Consider the following 17,376-nt stretch of genomic DNA (forward strand, 5'->3'; position numbering starts at 1 on the left):
AACTAAGCAGAATGAGGCGTAAATACAGAGTATCAGTGGTGTTAAAACGCTAAAGGTAAAATTAACTATCGTTGAGCTAACTCTAGCTTAAATTACCGAAAGTCTCAGCGAGGAGTGAGCGCGTATGTGAACGCGGTCTAAATTCGAAGTTGATCCAGTCCGTGAAACCGTAACAAAACCTGATAAAGAGCGTAGCTATCGAAGTAACCTGCCAATTCTCTAATCGAGTGCATTGCAAAGGTAGGAATACCCACATCGATTGTCGCGACGCCAACAACGCTCGACGTGATTGGCCCTATTGTGCTGCCGCAGGCCATATCGGCGCGCATCACGAAACTTTGCACAGAAACATCTGCCATATTGCATAGATTCTTAAACAAAGCACTCGTTTCGCTATTAGTCGCATATCGTTGATTGGCGTTAATTTTTATAACCGGTCCTTTGTTAATGAGTGGGCCGTGATTGCCATCATGTTTGTCCATGTAATTGGGGTGAATCCCATGAGCATTATCGGCGGAAATTAACAATGAATTTTCGATACAACGTATTCTTTCTTCGGAATCAGGAATAATTCGAGTGAGTAAATCCTTTAAGAAAGGGCCCTGGGCACCAGAAGAAGACTGGCTACCCACTTCTTCATGATCCGTGCAGATAAGTACACTGGAAAACTGATCACCGCCTTCAAGCAACGCTTGCAAACCGATATAACAACTCGCCAAATTATCTAAACGCGCACTTGCAATAAAATCATCGTTTAATCCAATGACTGCTGGAGCTTGAGTATCGTAAAAGCTCAACTCAAAATCGAGAATCGTATCTATCTCTATTTCGGGGAATTGATTTATTAACTGTGTTTTTAATATTTCGTTTAATTCCAATTTTTCAGACGCGTTAATGTTCGCAAGCAGCGGGGGTAATTCAGTTTGCGGATTAATTTTCCGCGCGTTATTGACTTCGCGATCGAGGTGAATGGCGAGGCTTGGTACTACGGCTATTGCTTTTTTAAAATCGATTAAACGGCTCGTCACTGTACCGTCGGTTTGGGTAAAACTCACTCGACCGGCGAGCGAAAGGTCGCGATCAAACCAGGTACTTAATAAAACCCCACCGTATATCTCCACTCCCACTTGTAAGCAGTTTTTCTGTTTTATCGTCGGGTTGGGTTTAACGCGCAAACAAGGGCTATCAGTATGCGCCCCTACCAATCGAATACCCGATTCAACAATATTTTCGCGACCGTAAACAAATGCAGCAAGACTCGAATCATTGCGCGTAAGAAAATAACCTTGGCCCTTTTTCAAAGTCCATTTTTGACTCGGATTTAAGCGCTGAAACCCCTTATTTTCGAGCTTTTCTATCATACTTTCGACGGCATGAAAGGGACTCGGCGATGACTGAATAAAGTCTAATAGACCGGTATTAAATTCTTTTATTTTCATGGTTTTGCTATCCGACTCTCATCGTTAATATCTTTATTAGTTGGTGCAATAGAAAATTTTTGCCGCTCTGAATGTAATGCGTCGTCGCTGGCAAATATTAAATTCACTCTATCGTAGTTTAAGTATGTCTGTTGGGGGTGTTTAAGCGCTTTAACAAACTGGATGTATCCCAGCGGTTTCCACCCATTGCTTGCACTTCAGAGTAAAACTGATCCACCAACGCTGTAACGGGTAAACGCGAGCCATTTGTCCGCGCTTCATCTAAAACAATTGCGAGATCTTTACGCATCCAGTCAACCGCAAAACCGTGCTCAAAATCATCATTGACCATGGTCTGTGCTCGATTATCCATTTGCCAAGATTGTGCCGCACCTTTACTGATGACAGACAGCACTTTATCAACATCTAAGTTGGCGTTATCGATAAAATGCAATGCTTCAGCCAAGCCCTCTAACAAGCCCGCAATACAAATTTGATTGGCCATTTTACACAACTGGCCACTACCTACCTCGCCAATTAAGGTCACTGCTTTGGCATAAACTTCCAGAATCGGCAAGACCTTTTCATAGTCCGTTAATTTCCCACCGACCATAATAGAAAGCGATGCGTTCTCCGCGCCTTTTTGACCTCCGGAAACTGGGGCATCGAGGAAGCAGCAAGCCTTCTGCTGCACAACATTATTTAATTCCCGAGCAATGCCTGCCGACACCGTCGTGTGGTCAACTAAGATATTGCCCGAGCTCATACTCTGGGCTACTCCGTCCACCCCTAAAACCACGTCACGTAAATCATGGTCATTGCCAACACAAGTAAAAATAACGTCGCTCGCTAATGCTACTTCACGAGGCGATGTAGCCATTGCTCCACCGTACTCATCAACCCATTGCTTAGCCCTATTAGTGCTACGATTAAAAACTGTCACGGGATGACCATGTTTTTGTAGGTGCCCCGCCATGGGATATCCCATTACACCCAAACCAACAAACCCAATTGCTATCGACACAAAACCTTCCCTCTTAATTATCGGTGAAAGAATAAATTAAGTCTGAGCGTTTTGCTTCGTCGTTGACGAGAACAAAGCTATAGCCGGGAAACTAAAATCCCAGCCAGAAATAATCCAAGTACTAAGCGATAAATAACAAATGGCATCATACCAATGCGTTGAATAAAACTTAGGAAAAAATGTATGCACAGATAAGCGCTAACACCGGCGATGGATGCGCCAAGTAGAACCTCGGACCATTGCGTATCAAAGCCATTGGCCAATTCTAAAGCCTTATAGACACCCGTGGCACCAATTAGCGGTATCGACAACAAAAATGAAAATTTCGCGGCGGCTTCTCGCTGCAAACCAAAGGCCAGTGCGACTGCGATTGTAATGCCAGAACGGGAGGTGCCAGGTATTAGGGCGAGCGCTTGAGAAACACCAATAATCATCGCAATCAGCAATGTAATTTGGCCCAACTCTATATTTTGTTTCCCTCGATAATCTGCCCAGGCCAAATACAAACCGAAAACGATCGTGGTTATCATGATAACGCTCATCGAACGCAAATGAGCTTCCACAAAATCGTTAAAAATAATCCCCGCCAAACCGGCTGGTATCGTGGCTAAAAATACGAACCAGGCTAAGCGGCTATTCTCGGTTTGCTTTTGGGTTTTGAGACTCACTAACCACGCCGTCGATAATTGCCATACATCTTTGCGAAAATAAATCATCACCGCCGCTAAGGAGCCCACGTGAACCGCAACATCAAAGGCCAAACCCTGATCCGGCCAGCCAAGTAACTCTTTAGGTAGCACAAGATGCGCTGAACTTGATATTGGTAGGAATTCCGTTAAACCCTGAATGAGTGCAAGTACAACAATATGTAAAAAGTCCAAGCTTGGAGGCTCCTAGGAAAAGTTAAATCGAATGAGTTATTGATCTTTTCGGATTTTCTGGCGCTTCTGCCAACTAATTTCATTTCGCAAATAATTCAGTTTGGCTTGATCTACGGGAATGGCTTTACCCTGATCGAAGAGTAATTGTCCGAGTACTGCAAGATCATATGCATGAGGATAGAAATCACCATGTACCACTAAATCTGCACTAGCAGTATCTTCATTACCTTGGCCGGAAATATCAGAATTCAATGTATTCCACCCGTCACCAAGGCCTAGACAAGGTTGAGAGCGTAAATATTCTCCGGCTTTCGATTTCATGACCTCACTGAAAGAACTTACGCTATCGGCGACAAGACAAATGGGTGCTTGATCACTTTGATCCGCAGGTTTATACAAACCCCAATATACCTCTGCCATTCGAGCATCCAACATCGGCAATATGTTTTGCTGAACACCGAGATTTAACAGACGTTGTGCCCCCGCAACCATAACTTCCAAAGTCGAAATAGGAATTACCGGGAGATTCGCACCAAATGCTAAACCCTGAACAATGCTGAGACAAATACGCAACCCGGTAAATGAGCCCGGCCCATTTGTGAATGCAATGGCATCGATGTCAGATAATTGCAGATTTTTGCTGGCCAATAGGTTGTCGACCATCGGCAATAATCGTTGCGTATGGTCTTGAGGTGCGATAACAAAATCTTCGACCACCTTTCCATCGGTACTTATTGCGACGGAACAAGCGGCTGTTGAAGTGTCGATTGCCAACAATTGAGACATAAGCAATTTATCGTTTTTTAATGTAATGCATGAATTAAGTAGGGGCGATCCACGTTTGACGCTGATAGATGCATAGTGAATCACTTAACTGGCAGTGTATCGTATTTTCAAATATCACAATATTCGGCGATCAAAATTCGTTAAATAGCGATCTTTTATCAGCTGGATACAATACGAAAAAACCCCGAGCAGAAACTCTACTCGGGGCTTAGACTATTAGATCAACGTATTACTACCTGCTTTAGCGTAGTAAGCACGCCTAACTAAGATAAATAGACCGGAATCTACTTCCTCTTAGCTGGACGACCGCGACCTTTTGCACGCTTCTTAGCTGGAGCCTTTTTGGCTTTTGCTTTACGCGCTGGTTTTTTCTTAGCTACTTTTTTCTTCGCTACCTTCTTCTTGGCAACTTTCTTCTTAGCTGGCTTTTTCTTTGCTACCTTCTTCTTGGCAACTTTCTTCTTAGCTGGCTTCTTAGCTACCTTCTTTTTAGCCTTCTTTGGCTTAGCTTTACGCTTTGCCGCTGCGGCTGCTCTTTTAGCTGCTGCTTTTGCTTTAGCTGCTGCTCTTTTTTCAGCTGCCTTTGCTCGAGCTGCTGCTTTGCGAGCCGCTACTTTTGCTTTTGCTGCTGCTTTACGAGCTGCAATCTTAGCTTTGGCCGCTGCTTTCTTCTGAGCTGCCTTGGCTTTTGCTGCCGCTTTCTTTTCAGCTGCTTTTGCTTTCTTAGCTAGGGCTGCAGAACGCTTCTTCTTCCATTTAGCTTCAAACGCTTTTAGCGCTTTAGCCAAATCAGCTTCGTTCTTAGCTTCTAACTTAGCAATTTTAGCTTTTGCTGCTTCTTTAATAGCAACAACAGCTGCCGCAGATTTAGCTTTCGCTAGTGCCGCTTTCGCTTTAGTTGCCTTGCCACGCAAGCCTTTCGCCTTTGTAGCAGCCTTGTTTACCGCTGAAGCAGCTGATTTTGCAGTGCGCTTGTCGCCAGCACTTTTAGATTTTGAAGCTTTCTTCTTAGCTGCAGCTGCTTTCTTACGTGCTGCTGCCACTGCTTTACCTGCTGCAGTGATCTCTTTCTGTAACTTAGTTACCGCTGCTTGAGCTTTCGCTACCGCAGGTGCAACTGATTTTTTAGCAACTGTGCGTTTCGCAACGCGACGTTTTGCTGGTGCCTTCTTAGCTTTTCTTTTCTTTGCCACTCTAGCCATTTGATTTCTCCTCAACTTAAGCCGATAAACTAACACTCAAAACAATAGCACAAATACTGAACGTCAATGACGCCGGAGCGAATATTATTTAAAAATTCACTCATTTGCACTCTTTTATAGTCGTTTTTTTAAAAAAAGAGGCATTTTTTTTGATTTTTTACGTTTTTTTTTGCTTTTTTTAGGTTTTTTTCCTTTTTCGAAACAAATTTTTCTCATTTTTCGTGTTTTTTTATTTATTCGTAAAACATAAATACTCGGTTTAATTTTCTGTTAATCACAAAATTTTATCCGTTTCATTTATCGATCAGCATTTAGAATTCACATAATCACAATCGACGAAAAGCAATTTTCATTGTAAATTTTTAAACAATAATGGCTTTGCACTGTAGTTTTCTCTTTTCTAGAAACAAAAACTGACAATTTTTGGCAATTTCTCCAAACAAATCCGGTGTGTTTAAAGTTTTCAGAGGCAATTTTCCATTTGATCGCTATTTTTCGACCGCTGATACTTGAGCAAAAGTCATTTTCAAACTTTAAACCGCCTATTTATCCCTTTGGTCATTCATTAACGTTAACGTTTTACTATTTATATGTTCACAGCGTTCATTCGCCCTCTGCGAAATAAACCAAATGAAAACTGGAAGATTTCCGACCATCGTCGCTTTTTAATAACGAAACCCTATTTGACCCAAGCTATTTAAAACTTTAGCGCTCGAATTTAGCGATACTGTTTTTCTTTAATTTTTCGGTTCTGGAATATGACGGATAAGGATATTGGTGAAAACTCTCAGCAATAATCATGGATTCACGGAGAGCATTGCCGATATGTTTGCAGGGTTTGAATGTAGAGCAGATCTGCTCAGAAGGGATCAATTCGGATGAGATTTGTGATTACAGCGGTGAATAGTTATTGATAAGGATCAATGGCCAAGCCGCTGTCGAACTATATTCGCCAGCACTTCGATATGAATATCGCTGTCGTTCAAACAAGGAATTAACCGGAGGTTTTCTCCTTGTGCCTCTAAGAATACTTCTTTTCCTTCAAATGCAATTTCTTCGAGGGTTTCCAAACAATCCGCTGCAAACGCTGGGCAGGCTACATCAACGGTTTTTATGCCGTCTTTTCCCCATTTTTGTAATACGTCAAAGGTATAGGGTTGTAACCAAGTCGCTTTACCTAATCGAGATTGAAAACTAATTCCCCACTCATCATCTCGGAGATTTAAACCAGCCGCAACTGCATTGGCCGTTGCTTCACAGTGTTTAAAATAAGGATCACCTAGATCCACACAGCGTTTCGGAATACCGTGGAAAGATAAAAGTAAACGCTCCGAAGCGCCGTTATCTTGCCGATAACTACGAATTGAATCTACTAGCGCTTCTATATAGTCATCGCGTTGATAGTAACTTTTGTTAATGCTGATATCTGGGATATCTCGCGACTCTGAGATCAACTGGGAGTATTGATCATAAATAGAGGCCGTAGTCGTAGCGGAATATTGTGGATATAGCGGTAGGACGAAAATCTTTTCAACACCAGATTGTTTTAATTCGTTTACTCTTTCCGCTAGCTTAGGTTGACCATAAGTCATCGCATAAGTCACCGTCGGCGCACTCTTGCCTAATTGAAGCTGGAGTTTCGATTGTAATTTTTCGCTTTGGGATTGAGTAATATAAGTGAGCGGAAAGCCCTTAGTTTCATCCCAAATCTTTTCATAGCCTCCAATGATTTTTGCAGGACGAAAAGGCAAGATGAATAAATTGAGAATGGGCCACCAGGCGATACGAGGAATTTCCACAACACGTGGGTCACTGAGAAATTCTTTTATGAAGGCGCGATAACCCGCTTTGGTAGGCGCGGAGAGGGTGCCTAAATTCATTATAATGACGCCCCATTTTTTGGACTTATCTAGCACAGTATTCCCCGCTTACAATCTTACAGTCGCCCATTGGTAAATTGATATTTTCAACAAAAAAGAACTTAGCTAATCGAACAACTTAACCAAGCACTTCGAAAACGCGCTGACGAATGGAGTCGACATCACCAACACCCGCTATTTGTGAATAACGAGGCGCCGCAGGGTGATGTTGCGCAATAAGATCTTTGTAAAACTCTACCAACGGTTCAGTTTGATCATGATAGATTGTTAATCGTTTGCGAACAGTCTCTTCTTTGTCATCTTCACGCTGAACTAAGCTTTCACCTGTTTCGTCATCAACGCCAGGATTCTTAGGTGGTTGATGCTGTAAGTGATAAACACGCCCTGAAGCCTCGTGCACCCGTCGACCACTTAAGCGCTGAACAATTTCTTCGTCATCTACATGAATCTCGATGACATGATCAATATCAACACCTGATTCTAACAGCGCTTCAGCTTGTGGAATGGTTCTGGGAAAGCCATCAAAAAGAAAACCATTATCACAATCGGCTTCAATAATTCGCGCTTTGACGATATCGATTATTAGATCGTCCGGCATCAAGGCACCAGACTCCATAATTCCTTTCGCCTTGATACCTAGTTCGGTTCCAGCTTTTACGGCCGCTCTTAACATATCCCCAGTGGATATTTGAGGAATCCCATAATGATTCATAATGTGTTGTGCTTGTGTGCCTTTACCGGCTCCGGGGGCCCCCAAAAGAATGACGCGCATCGATGCCTTACTCCTCTAATATAATGTTCGAAAGTAAAATTACTAATTAACAGCCTGAACCTAACCCAGGGTTTTGAACTTGATATCTACTGATTCTAGTCAGGCTGTAGAAGTCGAAGCCCTCATCTTCAGTTGAGTCGGCTCCTGTGATCGAGTTCTGCAACACTGGCAATTATAGCTCTGAGAATCGGCCACAAAAAAAGGCGCAACGATACACGCCCGCTTCTGCCAGTACAACCGCCTGATCAATTGTCGATCATTGTAGCGCTTAAGCGACAGATATAAAACGTGGACTACCTAAAAACGAACGTTTGCGGCATTTTTAGCCGCCCCTTATGTCATCCCTTCTGGCTGTTACTCCAAGGCCTTCAAAATCGTGAAATTCACCTCAAAACCAAGAAGTGTGTCAAATCACATTTGAAATCGCCTGCTATACTCAGTGGCTCTAATTGAGGAGTTATAGACATGAAATTTTTTCAACGCAGCGGTGACGCAGATCAAGCAAGTACCGAAGATTTTGACGAGGCCGCACTCCCCACTAGCACCGACTTAAATGAAGACGTTTTTACTAGCAATGATGCCAAATTAGATTTCAATAAGCCGAGTAACCCTACCGTTATAAAAAAAGCGGGTTATAGCATCGAAGATGCCATTGAACTGATGAAGGCTTTGCCTAGAGATAACAACGATACAGTTGTCACAGTCGTTAAGAAGACGCTCGAATCCACTAATATTAAAGTCGCGGATATTATCGATGATGCTAATGTAAAAGAAGAGCGTATTCGCAATCAGCATAAAAAAATCGAGGGTGAAATCAAAAGCCTGCAAGAGCAAATTACTCAGCGCAACCAGCAAATCACCGAGCTCATGCAAAATCTTAAAGAAACTGTCGATGTCCGTCAGCGCTTACAATTAGCAATGGAACTTGATGGCGAGAAAAATGCTGTAGCGAGCACGGAAAAAACCAGTGAAGACAAAGCTAAGCCCAACGTCACCTCGTCAACCACAGCTAAAAACACTGACCAAAAACATCAATCAACTTCGCCTAATATTGGCGAATCGAATGCAGGGAATAATCCAAACGGCAGCAATCCAAACAGTAGTAATCCGAGCCATTCCTCATCACCAGGACACTCCCAAAACAATAAGCACAAAGTCGGTCAGCGCGTAACTCGATAAACCACTTTCATTCCCAAAGCCAATAAATAATGACTTGCAAGTAGCTATATCAAATAGTTACTTACAAGTTTTGGCTTGCTCCCACAATAAATCCATTTGCTCAAGAGAAGCCTGTTCTGGACTTAGCCCGTCCAATCTCAGCTGAGCTTCAATAAAATTGAAACGATCGGTAAATTTTCTATTGGTGTTCCGCAACGCTCTTTCAGGATCGACTTTTAGATGTCGACTCACGTTAACTAAACTAAAAAGCGTATCACCAAGTTCTTCGTTAATAGCCGACTCATCTTGCGAATCTATAGCTTGTTGTAGTTCGTCCAATTCTTCTCGCACTTTATCCAAGGCGCCTTGGTAGTCGGGCCAGTCAAATCCTATCGACGACGCCCGTTTTTGTAACTTCGCAGCTCGAGCAACGGCCGGTAAAGAAGCGGGGATATCTTGAAGTACCCCCTCCTGCCCCTTATCTTTTCTCTCTTCTTGTTTGATTAGTTCCCACTGCGCTTTCACCTCACCTTCCGACATCTTTGAGATCTGTGCTGAACCTTCAAGTTGCCCTCCCGGAAAAACGTGGGGATGACGCCGAATCAATTTATCGGTCAGAACTGAGGCTATATCATTAAAATTAAACCGCCCATCTTCACTACCAAGTTGCGCATAGAAAACGACTTGAAATAGTAAATCTCCCAGCTCCTCACGCAGATGATCAAAGTCCTCTTTTTCAATCGCATCCACCACCTCGTAGGCTTCTTCGATGGTAGAAGGCGCGATGCTCGCGTAGGTTTGTTCTACATCCCAGGGGCAACCAGTGTTCGGGTCTCGCAAGCGCTTCATCACCACGAGTAATTTATCAATTGCTCGTTCACCAGGCTTATTCATGTCGCTACTCGTATTAAATTAAAAGAGGCTTATCGATTGAGTGTATAACAACGATTTAGTGTTTAAGGTACCGGTTGTGGAAAACACCAGACCTTACAATAAATTTATAGTTCGTGTTTGCGCCGTGCGCTGGCTACATTCGGAAGTTGGTTGAGTCGCGCTAAGACACGGCTCAACTCACTATAACCACGCACTTCCGTTTTTATCACCATATCCACAGTATTTTTATTTTTGTCGGATACAGTTTGCATAGCGCTGACATTGATTCTTTCAGAGTCGAGCAAAGACGTAACATCTCGCAATAGACCATAGCGGTCATAAGCTTCGATCTCGATCGAAACCGTGTAGGTATTTTCTGGTGCCTGGCCCCATTCGACCTGGATAATGCGCTTAGAATCTTGCTCGCGAAATTTTAAAATATTTCGGCAGTCCTTTCGGTGCACCGACACACCTTTACCTAAAGTAATATATCCAACGATTTCATCACCTGGAACTGGCCCACAACAACGAGCAATATTCGTTAGTAAGTTGCCGACACCTTCGATATAAACATCAGAACCGCTTTGGTGTACCTTCGCACGGCCTGTCAAAGGTATCGCTAGATTATTATTATCAACGGGAAGCATTCGCTGCGCTGCATTAATAACATGACCGACGCCTATGTCGTTAGCGCCGACGGCGGCGTACAAGGTTTCAAGATTGGACATATTTAGTTTTTTTGCGAGCTTTTCGAAATCAAATTCCGTCAACGCCAAGCGTTTAAATTCTTTGTCGAGTAATGCTCGCCCATCAGCGATGTTTTGATCTCGTGCTTGTAACTTAAACCATTGCTGAACCTTTGCCCGTGCCCGAGCGGTATTGATATAACCTAAAGCGGGTGATAGCCAATCTCGGCTTGGCGCTTCTCGTTTGCTGGTTAGCACTGAAACTTGATCGGCGGTTTGCAACTGATGATTCAGAGGAACGATTCGCCCATTTACTTTTGCGCCACGACAGCGATTGCCAACATCTGTATGAATACGATATGCAAAATCGACCGGCGTCGAACCTTCAGGCAAATCGATGATATGGCCATCAGGAGTAAAAACGTATATGGAGTCTTGTTCAAAACCTCCAGATAAATCGGCCTCAAGATTCCCACCCCCCAATTCATCGTGCCACTCTAGAACCTGGCGTAACCAAGCAATCTTGGCATCGTAACTGCCCAATGAGCCATCGACGTCCGTACCTTTGTAACGCCAATGAGAACAAACCCCGTACTCCGCTTCTTCATGCATCGAGAATGTACGGATTTGCACTTCCAATACCTTTCCTTCGGGGCCAATTACCGCCGTGTGCAATGAGCGATAACCATTTTCTTTCGGCGACGCAATGTAATCATCAAATTCGTTGGGAATATTTCGCCACAAACTATGAACGACGCCTAATACACCGTAACAATCTCGCACCGTAGGCACTAGAATTCTTACAGCGCGAATGTCATAAACTTGAGAAAACCCGATGTCTTTACGGCGCATCTTGCGCCAAATACTATAAATATGTTTTGCGCGACCGGAGATATCAGCATTAATCGAAACTGATTTTAAATCTTTATGTAAGGTTGCAATCACCTTATCAATATAGCCTTGCCTATCAAGTCGTTTTTCATCAAGTAACTTAGCAATTTGCTTATAGTCATCCGGCTCAAGATAACGGAAAGAAAGATCTTCTAACTCCCACTTTATGTGGCCAATTCCAAGCCGGTGGGCCAAGGGCGCATAGACGTCTGCAACTTCTCTTGCAACTTTTCGTTTTTTTTCAGGTTTGCTATTTTTAACCGCGCGAATGGCACAAGTCCGTTCAGCTAACTTAACTAAGGCGACTCTCACATCATCAACCATAGCGACCAACATTTTTCTTACGTTGCCCGTTTGCTCTTCAGAATGACGGCCAAATACGTCAGCATCAGAATCGTTTCGCATTTGGCTAATTGCTGCCATACGCAACACACCTTTGACCATCGCGCCGACGTCAGCGCCAAATTCTTTAGTGACAACAGTTAAAGGTAATTTGTTTTCTCGAACCGCGCGATATAAAACAGCGGAAATAAGCGTGTCTACATCAAGTTGTAATTCGGCGAGGATCTCAGCCATTTCAAGACCAGTGCGAAAACTACAACTGCCATCCGCCCAACTATTTTCAGTATCACTTTGTTCCCTTGCAGTTTTTAAGCTCAATTGAAGCGCCTTTTTAAGGCTTTGGCGGGCATCGTTTTTAAATTCAACTTGCGAAGAAATACGATCTATCCACGCGTCTAGATCGATTTCGCCGTCTTCTGCTAATGGGTGATCTTTTCTGACTGTTACCATATCAGTATCAAAACCTGTCTGAGATCTGTTTTAGCCTGGATATAAATTATTGTGGGTCGAACAAACCCGAAGAAAGATAGCGGTCACCGCGATCACAAACAATGGCGACGATAACGGCGTTTTCAAGTTTTTTACTTAATTCAAGTGCGGCGGCGACGGCGCCACCAGAGGAGACGCCACAAAAAATACCTTCGACTTGCGCAAGATCACGCGCGGTTTTTTCGGCAAGTATCTGCGTCATATTCACAATTTCATCTACTCGAGATTCATCAAAAATACTGGGTAAATATTCTCTAGGCCAGCGTCGAATTCCGGGGATGCTGGCACCTTCCTCAGGCTGTAAACCAATTATTTGAATGGATTGATTGCGTTCTTTCAGAAAACGCGATACGCCCATTATGGTGCCCGTGGTACCCATGGAACTGACGAAATGCGTGACCTTTCCTCCGCTTTGCTGCCAAATTTCTGGGCCAGTAGTTTCATAATGCGCTAGCGAATTATCAACATTCCCGAACTGATCTAACACTATACCCTCGCCGTTTGCCGCCATGGATTTCGCGAGGTCCCTTGCACCTTCCATGCCTTGCTCTTTCGTAACCTCAATCAATTCGGCCCCATACGCGGCCATCGCTGCTTTACGCTCCAAGGTGGCGTTATTCGGCATGATCAGCTTTAGCTTGTAACCTTTAATGGCAGCTACCATCGCCAAAGCAATCCCAGTGTTGCCACTGGTTGCCTCAATCAGAGTATCTCCGGGCTTTATATCACCACGATCTTCTGCCCGGGCTATCATCGACAAAGCCGGCCTGTCTTTCACTGAACCCGCCGGATTATTCCCCTCCAGTTTCACCAATAACTGATTATTAGTGTCTCCAGGTAGACGTTGTAAACGTACCAGGGGCGTATTCCCAATACACGACTCTATAGTTGGTGCTTTTGTCATAACCTACCTGTGCGATATCCGTCGCTAAAATCAAAGAACTACATTTAAGTTCAGCCCATCACCTTCAATATAAATAGCTTGAGCGGCGACTTGGGTGAATTTAGTTAAAGACCAAAAAAGCCGCTCATTCTAACATGTCAAACATTTAAGGGCGAAAAGCTCCTAACCTGCAATATCATCGACAGTAAAGCCAACTCGAACATTTACACAGTTTTCGTTCTGCATCGCTCTGATTCGAACACAGCAAAAATTGGGCCTAGAGAGCATTTTAAAGCAGCGTATGAGAGGATTTTATGCGCGCATACGCTTATTTGAGGATAAGCTGCTCATTACATCAAATCGACAGCTGATAAAAACCTGCATACATATTAAACTGCACACAAAAATGCCAATGACTTTCTCACAACATGTCTGTATTCAATACGCTAATCAATAAAATCCATTTCAACCTTAGGTTTTTTCTGGTCTGTATTATTCCCTTCGCATTATGCGTTGCCTTGATCGCCTTCATAATGCTTAGTATGTACTCACAAAGAATCCATGAGAATCTGAACGTTCAAGGCAGTTCATTGGCCTCACAATCCGCCTTGATGGCGCAAGCCCTTGTCGATTCTTCTGAGAATAAAGATCTCAGTGCAGTGAAGAATGAGCTCGCTGCACTATCGGTCACAACCATTAATTTACCTTCTGTACGTTCGATCGAAATACTTAACAATGAACAGTTCACTATTGTTAAAAACGGTCCTGATATTTTAGGTGTACCACCCCAATTCGAGATAGAAGCCCGCAACTTACTATTCAACCTAAGCAAACAGCGAATAGACAATGAAGACTCCTCAGTTTTTATTCACCCAATAGTTATCCCCAAAGAAATTAACAGCCGCATTGAAAACCCCAAGCAAACAAAAGGCTGGATTATTGTTGAATTAAGTCATTCCACATTACGCGAACAAAAGTACGAGCTGGCCCTTGCAATACTATCGATCTCAATTATCGTTTTAGTTTTCGGCAGTCTCACCTCGCTGCTCCTGTGGCGAATGTTCAGTGAACCGAGGAAAAAACTCGAATCGGCCTTAGAGCAACTATCATCTGGGAATCTCGATATAGATGTTGAGTTACCACCAAATTCATCGATGTCAAGAACAGCACACTTGCTTAACAAAACCGCCGCTCATCTGCGTGCCGAACAAAATGAATTGCAAACTAATGCTGATGACGCAACTCGCGATCTCCAACAAACACTCGACAAAATCGAAACTCAAAACATAGAACTGAGCTTGGCGCGAAAACAAGCGATTGAAGCAAATCGCGCGAAGTCCGAATTTCTTGCCAATACGAGTCACGAGATCAGAACACCTATCAATGGAATCATTGGTTTTGCCGGTCTATTGTTAAAAACCAAACTCAATGGCCAACAGAAAAATTATCTTCATACGATAAAAAAATCTTCTCAGGGGCTGCTTACCGCTATTAACGATATCCTCGACGTCTCCAAACTCGAAACAGATCATTTAACTCTGGATTATTCGCCAATTAACTTACGTGGCTTAGTCGAAGAAACCTTGCAGATACTCACTCCAAACGGCCTAGAAAAGAATTTACAACTGGTCCCTATTATTGACCCAGACACCCCTCTTCACTTACTTGGCGACCCTCAACGCCTACGACAAATAATTTCAAACCTTGTTAATAACGCGATTAAATTTTCGAACAATGGGCACGTGATCGTTCGTGTAAAAGAAGAGGCGAACGATGGCTATACCGCCAAATTGCGGTTTACCGTCAGCGATTGTGGCGTAGGTATCGATGCGGAAAAACAACAACGCCTATTTCAGGTGTTTTCCCAAGCGGACTCTTCCAATACCCGTGAACAAGGTGGTATTGGGCTAGGATTAGCAATCGCGAAACGTTTGGTAGAGCGAATGGCCGGTGAAATCGGATTAGATAGTGTTCCGGACGAAGAAACGGTATTTTGGTTTACCGCTAAATTTGGCTTAGATCAAACCATCTCCCAGCTCCCTAAGCCGGATAAGTTAGTTGGTCAACATGCATTTGTTTATACAAAAGATAAAGTAACCTTGGAGCACCTGGAGTCTCTATTTGCCTATTGGCGAATGACCTATACAAACATTTCCAATCCGGAAGAGTTTCTTAATGCACACACGTCGAACCCTAAAAATGCGGCGCGGCAATGTGTTATTTGGGGCTGTGACGATCATGAAAAGAACGCCGGAGCACAACTAAATAACGTTCGTGAGAAGCTTCAACAACTCCCCTCAATTTATTTAATTACTTTGTCTCGTCATGAACTTCAAACGGATATCGATGAGGAGTATTTGGAAGATGACGGAATTTTTCTCGACAAACCTGTCGCGCACGAAGAACTTTATGAAATACTAAATCGCACCTTTTCTAGCCCTCAGGACACATCCGCAATTATTGAGAAAATTCAAAAGTCTAATAAAGAGAAGTTTATTGGCGATATCAGCCCACACATCCTTGCGGTCGACGACAACCCAGCTAATTTACAACTCATAGGAGAACTACTAAAAGGATTGGGAGCAAAAGTCGTGTTGGCGAAAAATGGCATGGAAGCGTTAGATCACCACGAAAAAAATAAATTCGATTTAATCTTCATGGACATACAAATGCCAGGAATCGATGGCTTAGAAACCACTCGACGTATTCGACTACATGAACAAGATGAACAAAGAACACCAGTAGTCGCGCTAACAGCGCACGCAATGACAGACCAAAAGACGGAATTGCTTTTGGCAGGCTTGGATGACTATTTAACTAAACCGGTAAGCGAAGGACAGATTGCCCACGTTATTCGCAGGTGGACACAAATAAACGTAAAAAATAATCATCAAGCAAAACCCTCAGATTCAGACAACCAAAGTTCAGCTGATCAGCTAAGATCTTCTACCTTAATTCCAGCAACTAATGAACCAGTCGACATTGCGTTAAGTATAGAGTTGAGCAACAACCTGCCTAGGCTCGCTAAAGATATGCTTACGATGCTCATAGAATCCTTACCCGAAACTGCGACAACCATCAGCAACAGTTTCAAAAAACAGAATATGGCTGAGCTAGAAGAGGTTGTTCATCAACTACATGGTGGGGCCAGCTATTGTGGAGTACCTAAACTTAAGGCCGCTAGCGCAAAACTTGATGAGCTATTGAGAAAGAAACATTACGATATGATTCATCACCCAATGGGCGTGCTACTGGATGCAATTACGCAGTTGGAAAACTGGGCGAATGAGCACGACTTAGAAATACTCTTTGTGGAAGAAAAGCAAACCTAGAATAAAATTCTAACTTGGCTTCTGAAACAACGCCCTGCTTTGTAAAGGCTTACTACCAATGTGAGGAGCAAGTGCTAAGCGCATAAATCGCTTCGCGCTTTTTCTGACTTGATCACTTGAAAAATCATGATGGGCAATCGCTAACAAATCTTCACCCAGAAAGTAATTACTTTTCGGTGATTGTGACCCCCTTAATTCAACAATATTAAAACCCGTCTCAATCTCAAAACTATAAAATTTTTCTGCCTCTATCATTCGACCTGAATCTGATTCATTAAAAAAATCCACGCCATATCCCAACTGATCTAACAACTGTATTTCGAATGAGCGCAGACAAGATTCCACCGGCATTTCCCGTCCCAATTCGTTTAATAATTTTTGATAAAGATGGAAAATTTCTGGGCATTCATCTCCCTGTACCAACAAGCGCATCAGTAATTCATTAACATACATGCCGCTATATAAACGTACGCCAGTCAATGAAGGCGTTACTCTTCGAAACTCTGAATCGACTAAAAACTTAAGTTCTCGCTCACCCTGCCAAGATAAATTTAACTCAGCAAAGGGCTGCAGAGGCTTACGATTTTTAGTAGATGACTGACGTTGGCCTTTTGCAAGCACAGATAATCTGCCGTAGTCTTGAGATAAAACGTCGACAATTACACTGGAGTCTCTATAAGGGCGAGTATGGAGTATATAGGCTGGCTGTAAATGAACTCTCATAATGAAGTTTCAAAATATCGATGGGCCAGGATCAAG

13 protein-coding genes are annotated in these 17,376 nt (G+C 43.1%); 2 read left to right on the forward strand and 11 right to left on the reverse strand.

Annotation, left to right across the window (positions count from 1 at the left end; genetic code table 11):
* Positions 1-137: 137 nt before the first annotated feature.
* From ACYUCY_RS10200 to adk, 7 genes are all read right to left on the reverse strand, one after another.
* Positions 138-1,439 (reverse strand): M18 family aminopeptidase, encoded by a 1,302-nt coding sequence (locus tag ACYUCY_RS10200; protein WP_460226382.1) that lies wholly within the window; start codon positions 1,437-1,439, stop codon positions 138-140.
* A gap of 118 nt (positions 1,440-1,557) precedes the next feature.
* Complete coding sequence (locus ACYUCY_RS10205) at positions 1,558-2,442, reverse strand: NAD(P)-dependent oxidoreductase (protein WP_460226383.1); 885 nt, start codon at positions 2,440-2,442, stop codon at positions 1,558-1,560.
* A gap of 77 nt (positions 2,443-2,519) precedes the next feature.
* The gene (locus ACYUCY_RS10210) at positions 2,520-3,323 is read right to left on the reverse strand and encodes an undecaprenyl-diphosphate phosphatase (RefSeq protein WP_460226384.1); all 804 of its coding nucleotides are present in this window, start codon (positions 3,321-3,323) and stop codon (positions 2,520-2,522) included.
* A gap of 36 nt (positions 3,324-3,359) precedes the next feature.
* Entirely contained in the window at positions 3,360-4,109 is a 750-nt protein-coding gene (gene tsaB / locus ACYUCY_RS10215) for a tRNA (adenosine(37)-N6)-threonylcarbamoyltransferase complex dimerization subunit type 1 TsaB (RefSeq protein WP_460226385.1), read from the reverse strand.
* Positions 4,110-4,393: 284 nt separating this feature from the next.
* A complete protein-coding gene (locus ACYUCY_RS10220; RefSeq protein ID WP_460226686.1) occupies positions 4,394-5,311 on the reverse strand; it encodes a hypothetical protein in 918 nt (305 codons plus the stop codon).
* A gap of 920 nt (positions 5,312-6,231) precedes the next feature.
* Positions 6,232-7,227, reverse strand: a complete 996-nt coding sequence (hemH, locus tag ACYUCY_RS10225; protein ID WP_460226386.1) for a ferrochelatase — start codon at positions 7,225-7,227, stop codon at positions 6,232-6,234.
* Between the two features lie 82 nt (positions 7,228-7,309).
* Positions 7,310-7,963 (reverse strand): adenylate kinase, encoded by a 654-nt coding sequence (gene adk, locus ACYUCY_RS10230; protein ID WP_460226387.1) that lies wholly within the window; start codon positions 7,961-7,963, stop codon positions 7,310-7,312.
* A gap of 465 nt (positions 7,964-8,428) precedes the next feature.
* Here adk and ACYUCY_RS10235 point away from each other — a divergent pair, with 465 nt between their 5' ends.
* Positions 8,429-9,142, forward strand: a complete 714-nt coding sequence (locus ACYUCY_RS10235; RefSeq protein ID WP_460226388.1) for a hypothetical protein — start codon at positions 8,429-8,431, stop codon at positions 9,140-9,142.
* Between the two features lie 57 nt (positions 9,143-9,199).
* On the opposite strand, the gene mazG is transcribed toward ACYUCY_RS10235, so the two are convergent.
* From mazG to cysM, 3 genes are all read right to left on the reverse strand, one after another.
* Positions 9,200-10,015, reverse strand: a complete 816-nt coding sequence (mazG, locus tag ACYUCY_RS10240) for a nucleoside triphosphate pyrophosphohydrolase (protein ID WP_460226389.1) — start codon at positions 10,013-10,015, stop codon at positions 9,200-9,202.
* 104 nt (positions 10,016-10,119) lie between these two features.
* Positions 10,120-12,363, reverse strand: a complete 2,244-nt coding sequence (gene relA, locus ACYUCY_RS10245; protein ID WP_460226390.1) for a GTP diphosphokinase — start codon at positions 12,361-12,363, stop codon at positions 10,120-10,122.
* Between the two features lie 46 nt (positions 12,364-12,409).
* Entirely contained in the window at positions 12,410-13,306 is an 897-nt protein-coding gene (gene cysM, locus ACYUCY_RS10250; protein ID WP_460226391.1) for a cysteine synthase CysM, read from the reverse strand.
* A 569-nt stretch (positions 13,307-13,875) separates the two neighbouring features.
* On the opposite strand from cysM, the gene ACYUCY_RS10255 reads away from it, so the two are divergent.
* Positions 13,876-16,617 carry a response regulator gene (locus ACYUCY_RS10255; protein WP_460226392.1) on the forward strand — a complete coding sequence of 914 codons (2,742 nt, stop codon included), beginning with the start codon at positions 13,876-13,878 and terminating at the stop codon, positions 16,615-16,617.
* A 9-nt stretch (positions 16,618-16,626) separates the two neighbouring features.
* Here the strand turns inward: ACYUCY_RS10255 and recO are convergent, their stop codons facing one another.
* The gene (gene recO, locus ACYUCY_RS10260) at positions 16,627-17,340 is read right to left on the reverse strand and encodes a DNA repair protein RecO (protein WP_460226393.1); all 714 of its coding nucleotides are present in this window, start codon (positions 17,338-17,340) and stop codon (positions 16,627-16,629) included.
* Positions 17,341-17,376 lie beyond the last annotated feature (36 nt).

Source organism: Aurantivibrio infirmus, from assembly GCF_054767315.1.

Coding starts and splice junctions, on each gene's coding strand:
- ACYUCY_RS10200 (WP_460226382.1), bottom strand. CDS start 1,439: ATGAAAATAAAAGAATTTAATACCGGTCTATTAGACTTTATTCAGTCA.
- tsaB (WP_460226385.1), bottom strand. CDS start 4,109: ATGTCTCAATTGTTGGCAATCGACACTTCAACAGCCGCTTGTTCCGTC.
- ACYUCY_RS10220 (WP_460226686.1), bottom strand. CDS start 5,311: ATGGCTAGAGTGGCAAAGAAAAGAAAAGCTAAGAAGGCACCAGCAAAA.
- adk (WP_460226387.1), bottom strand. CDS start 7,963: ATGCGCGTCATTCTTTTGGGGGCCCCCGGAGCCGGTAAAGGCACACAA.
- ACYUCY_RS10235 (WP_460226388.1), top strand. CDS start 8,429: ATGAAATTTTTTCAACGCAGCGGTGACGCAGATCAAGCAAGTACCGAA.
- mazG (WP_460226389.1), bottom strand. CDS start 10,015: ATGAATAAGCCTGGTGAACGAGCAATTGATAAATTACTCGTGGTGATG.
- relA (WP_460226390.1), bottom strand. CDS start 12,363: ATGGTAACAGTCAGAAAAGATCACCCATTAGCAGAAGACGGCGAAATC.
- cysM (WP_460226391.1), bottom strand. CDS start 13,306: ATGACAAAAGCACCAACTATAGAGTCGTGTATTGGGAATACGCCCCTG.
- recO (WP_460226393.1), bottom strand. CDS start 17,340: ATGAGAGTTCATTTACAGCCAGCCTATATACTCCATACTCGCCCTTAT.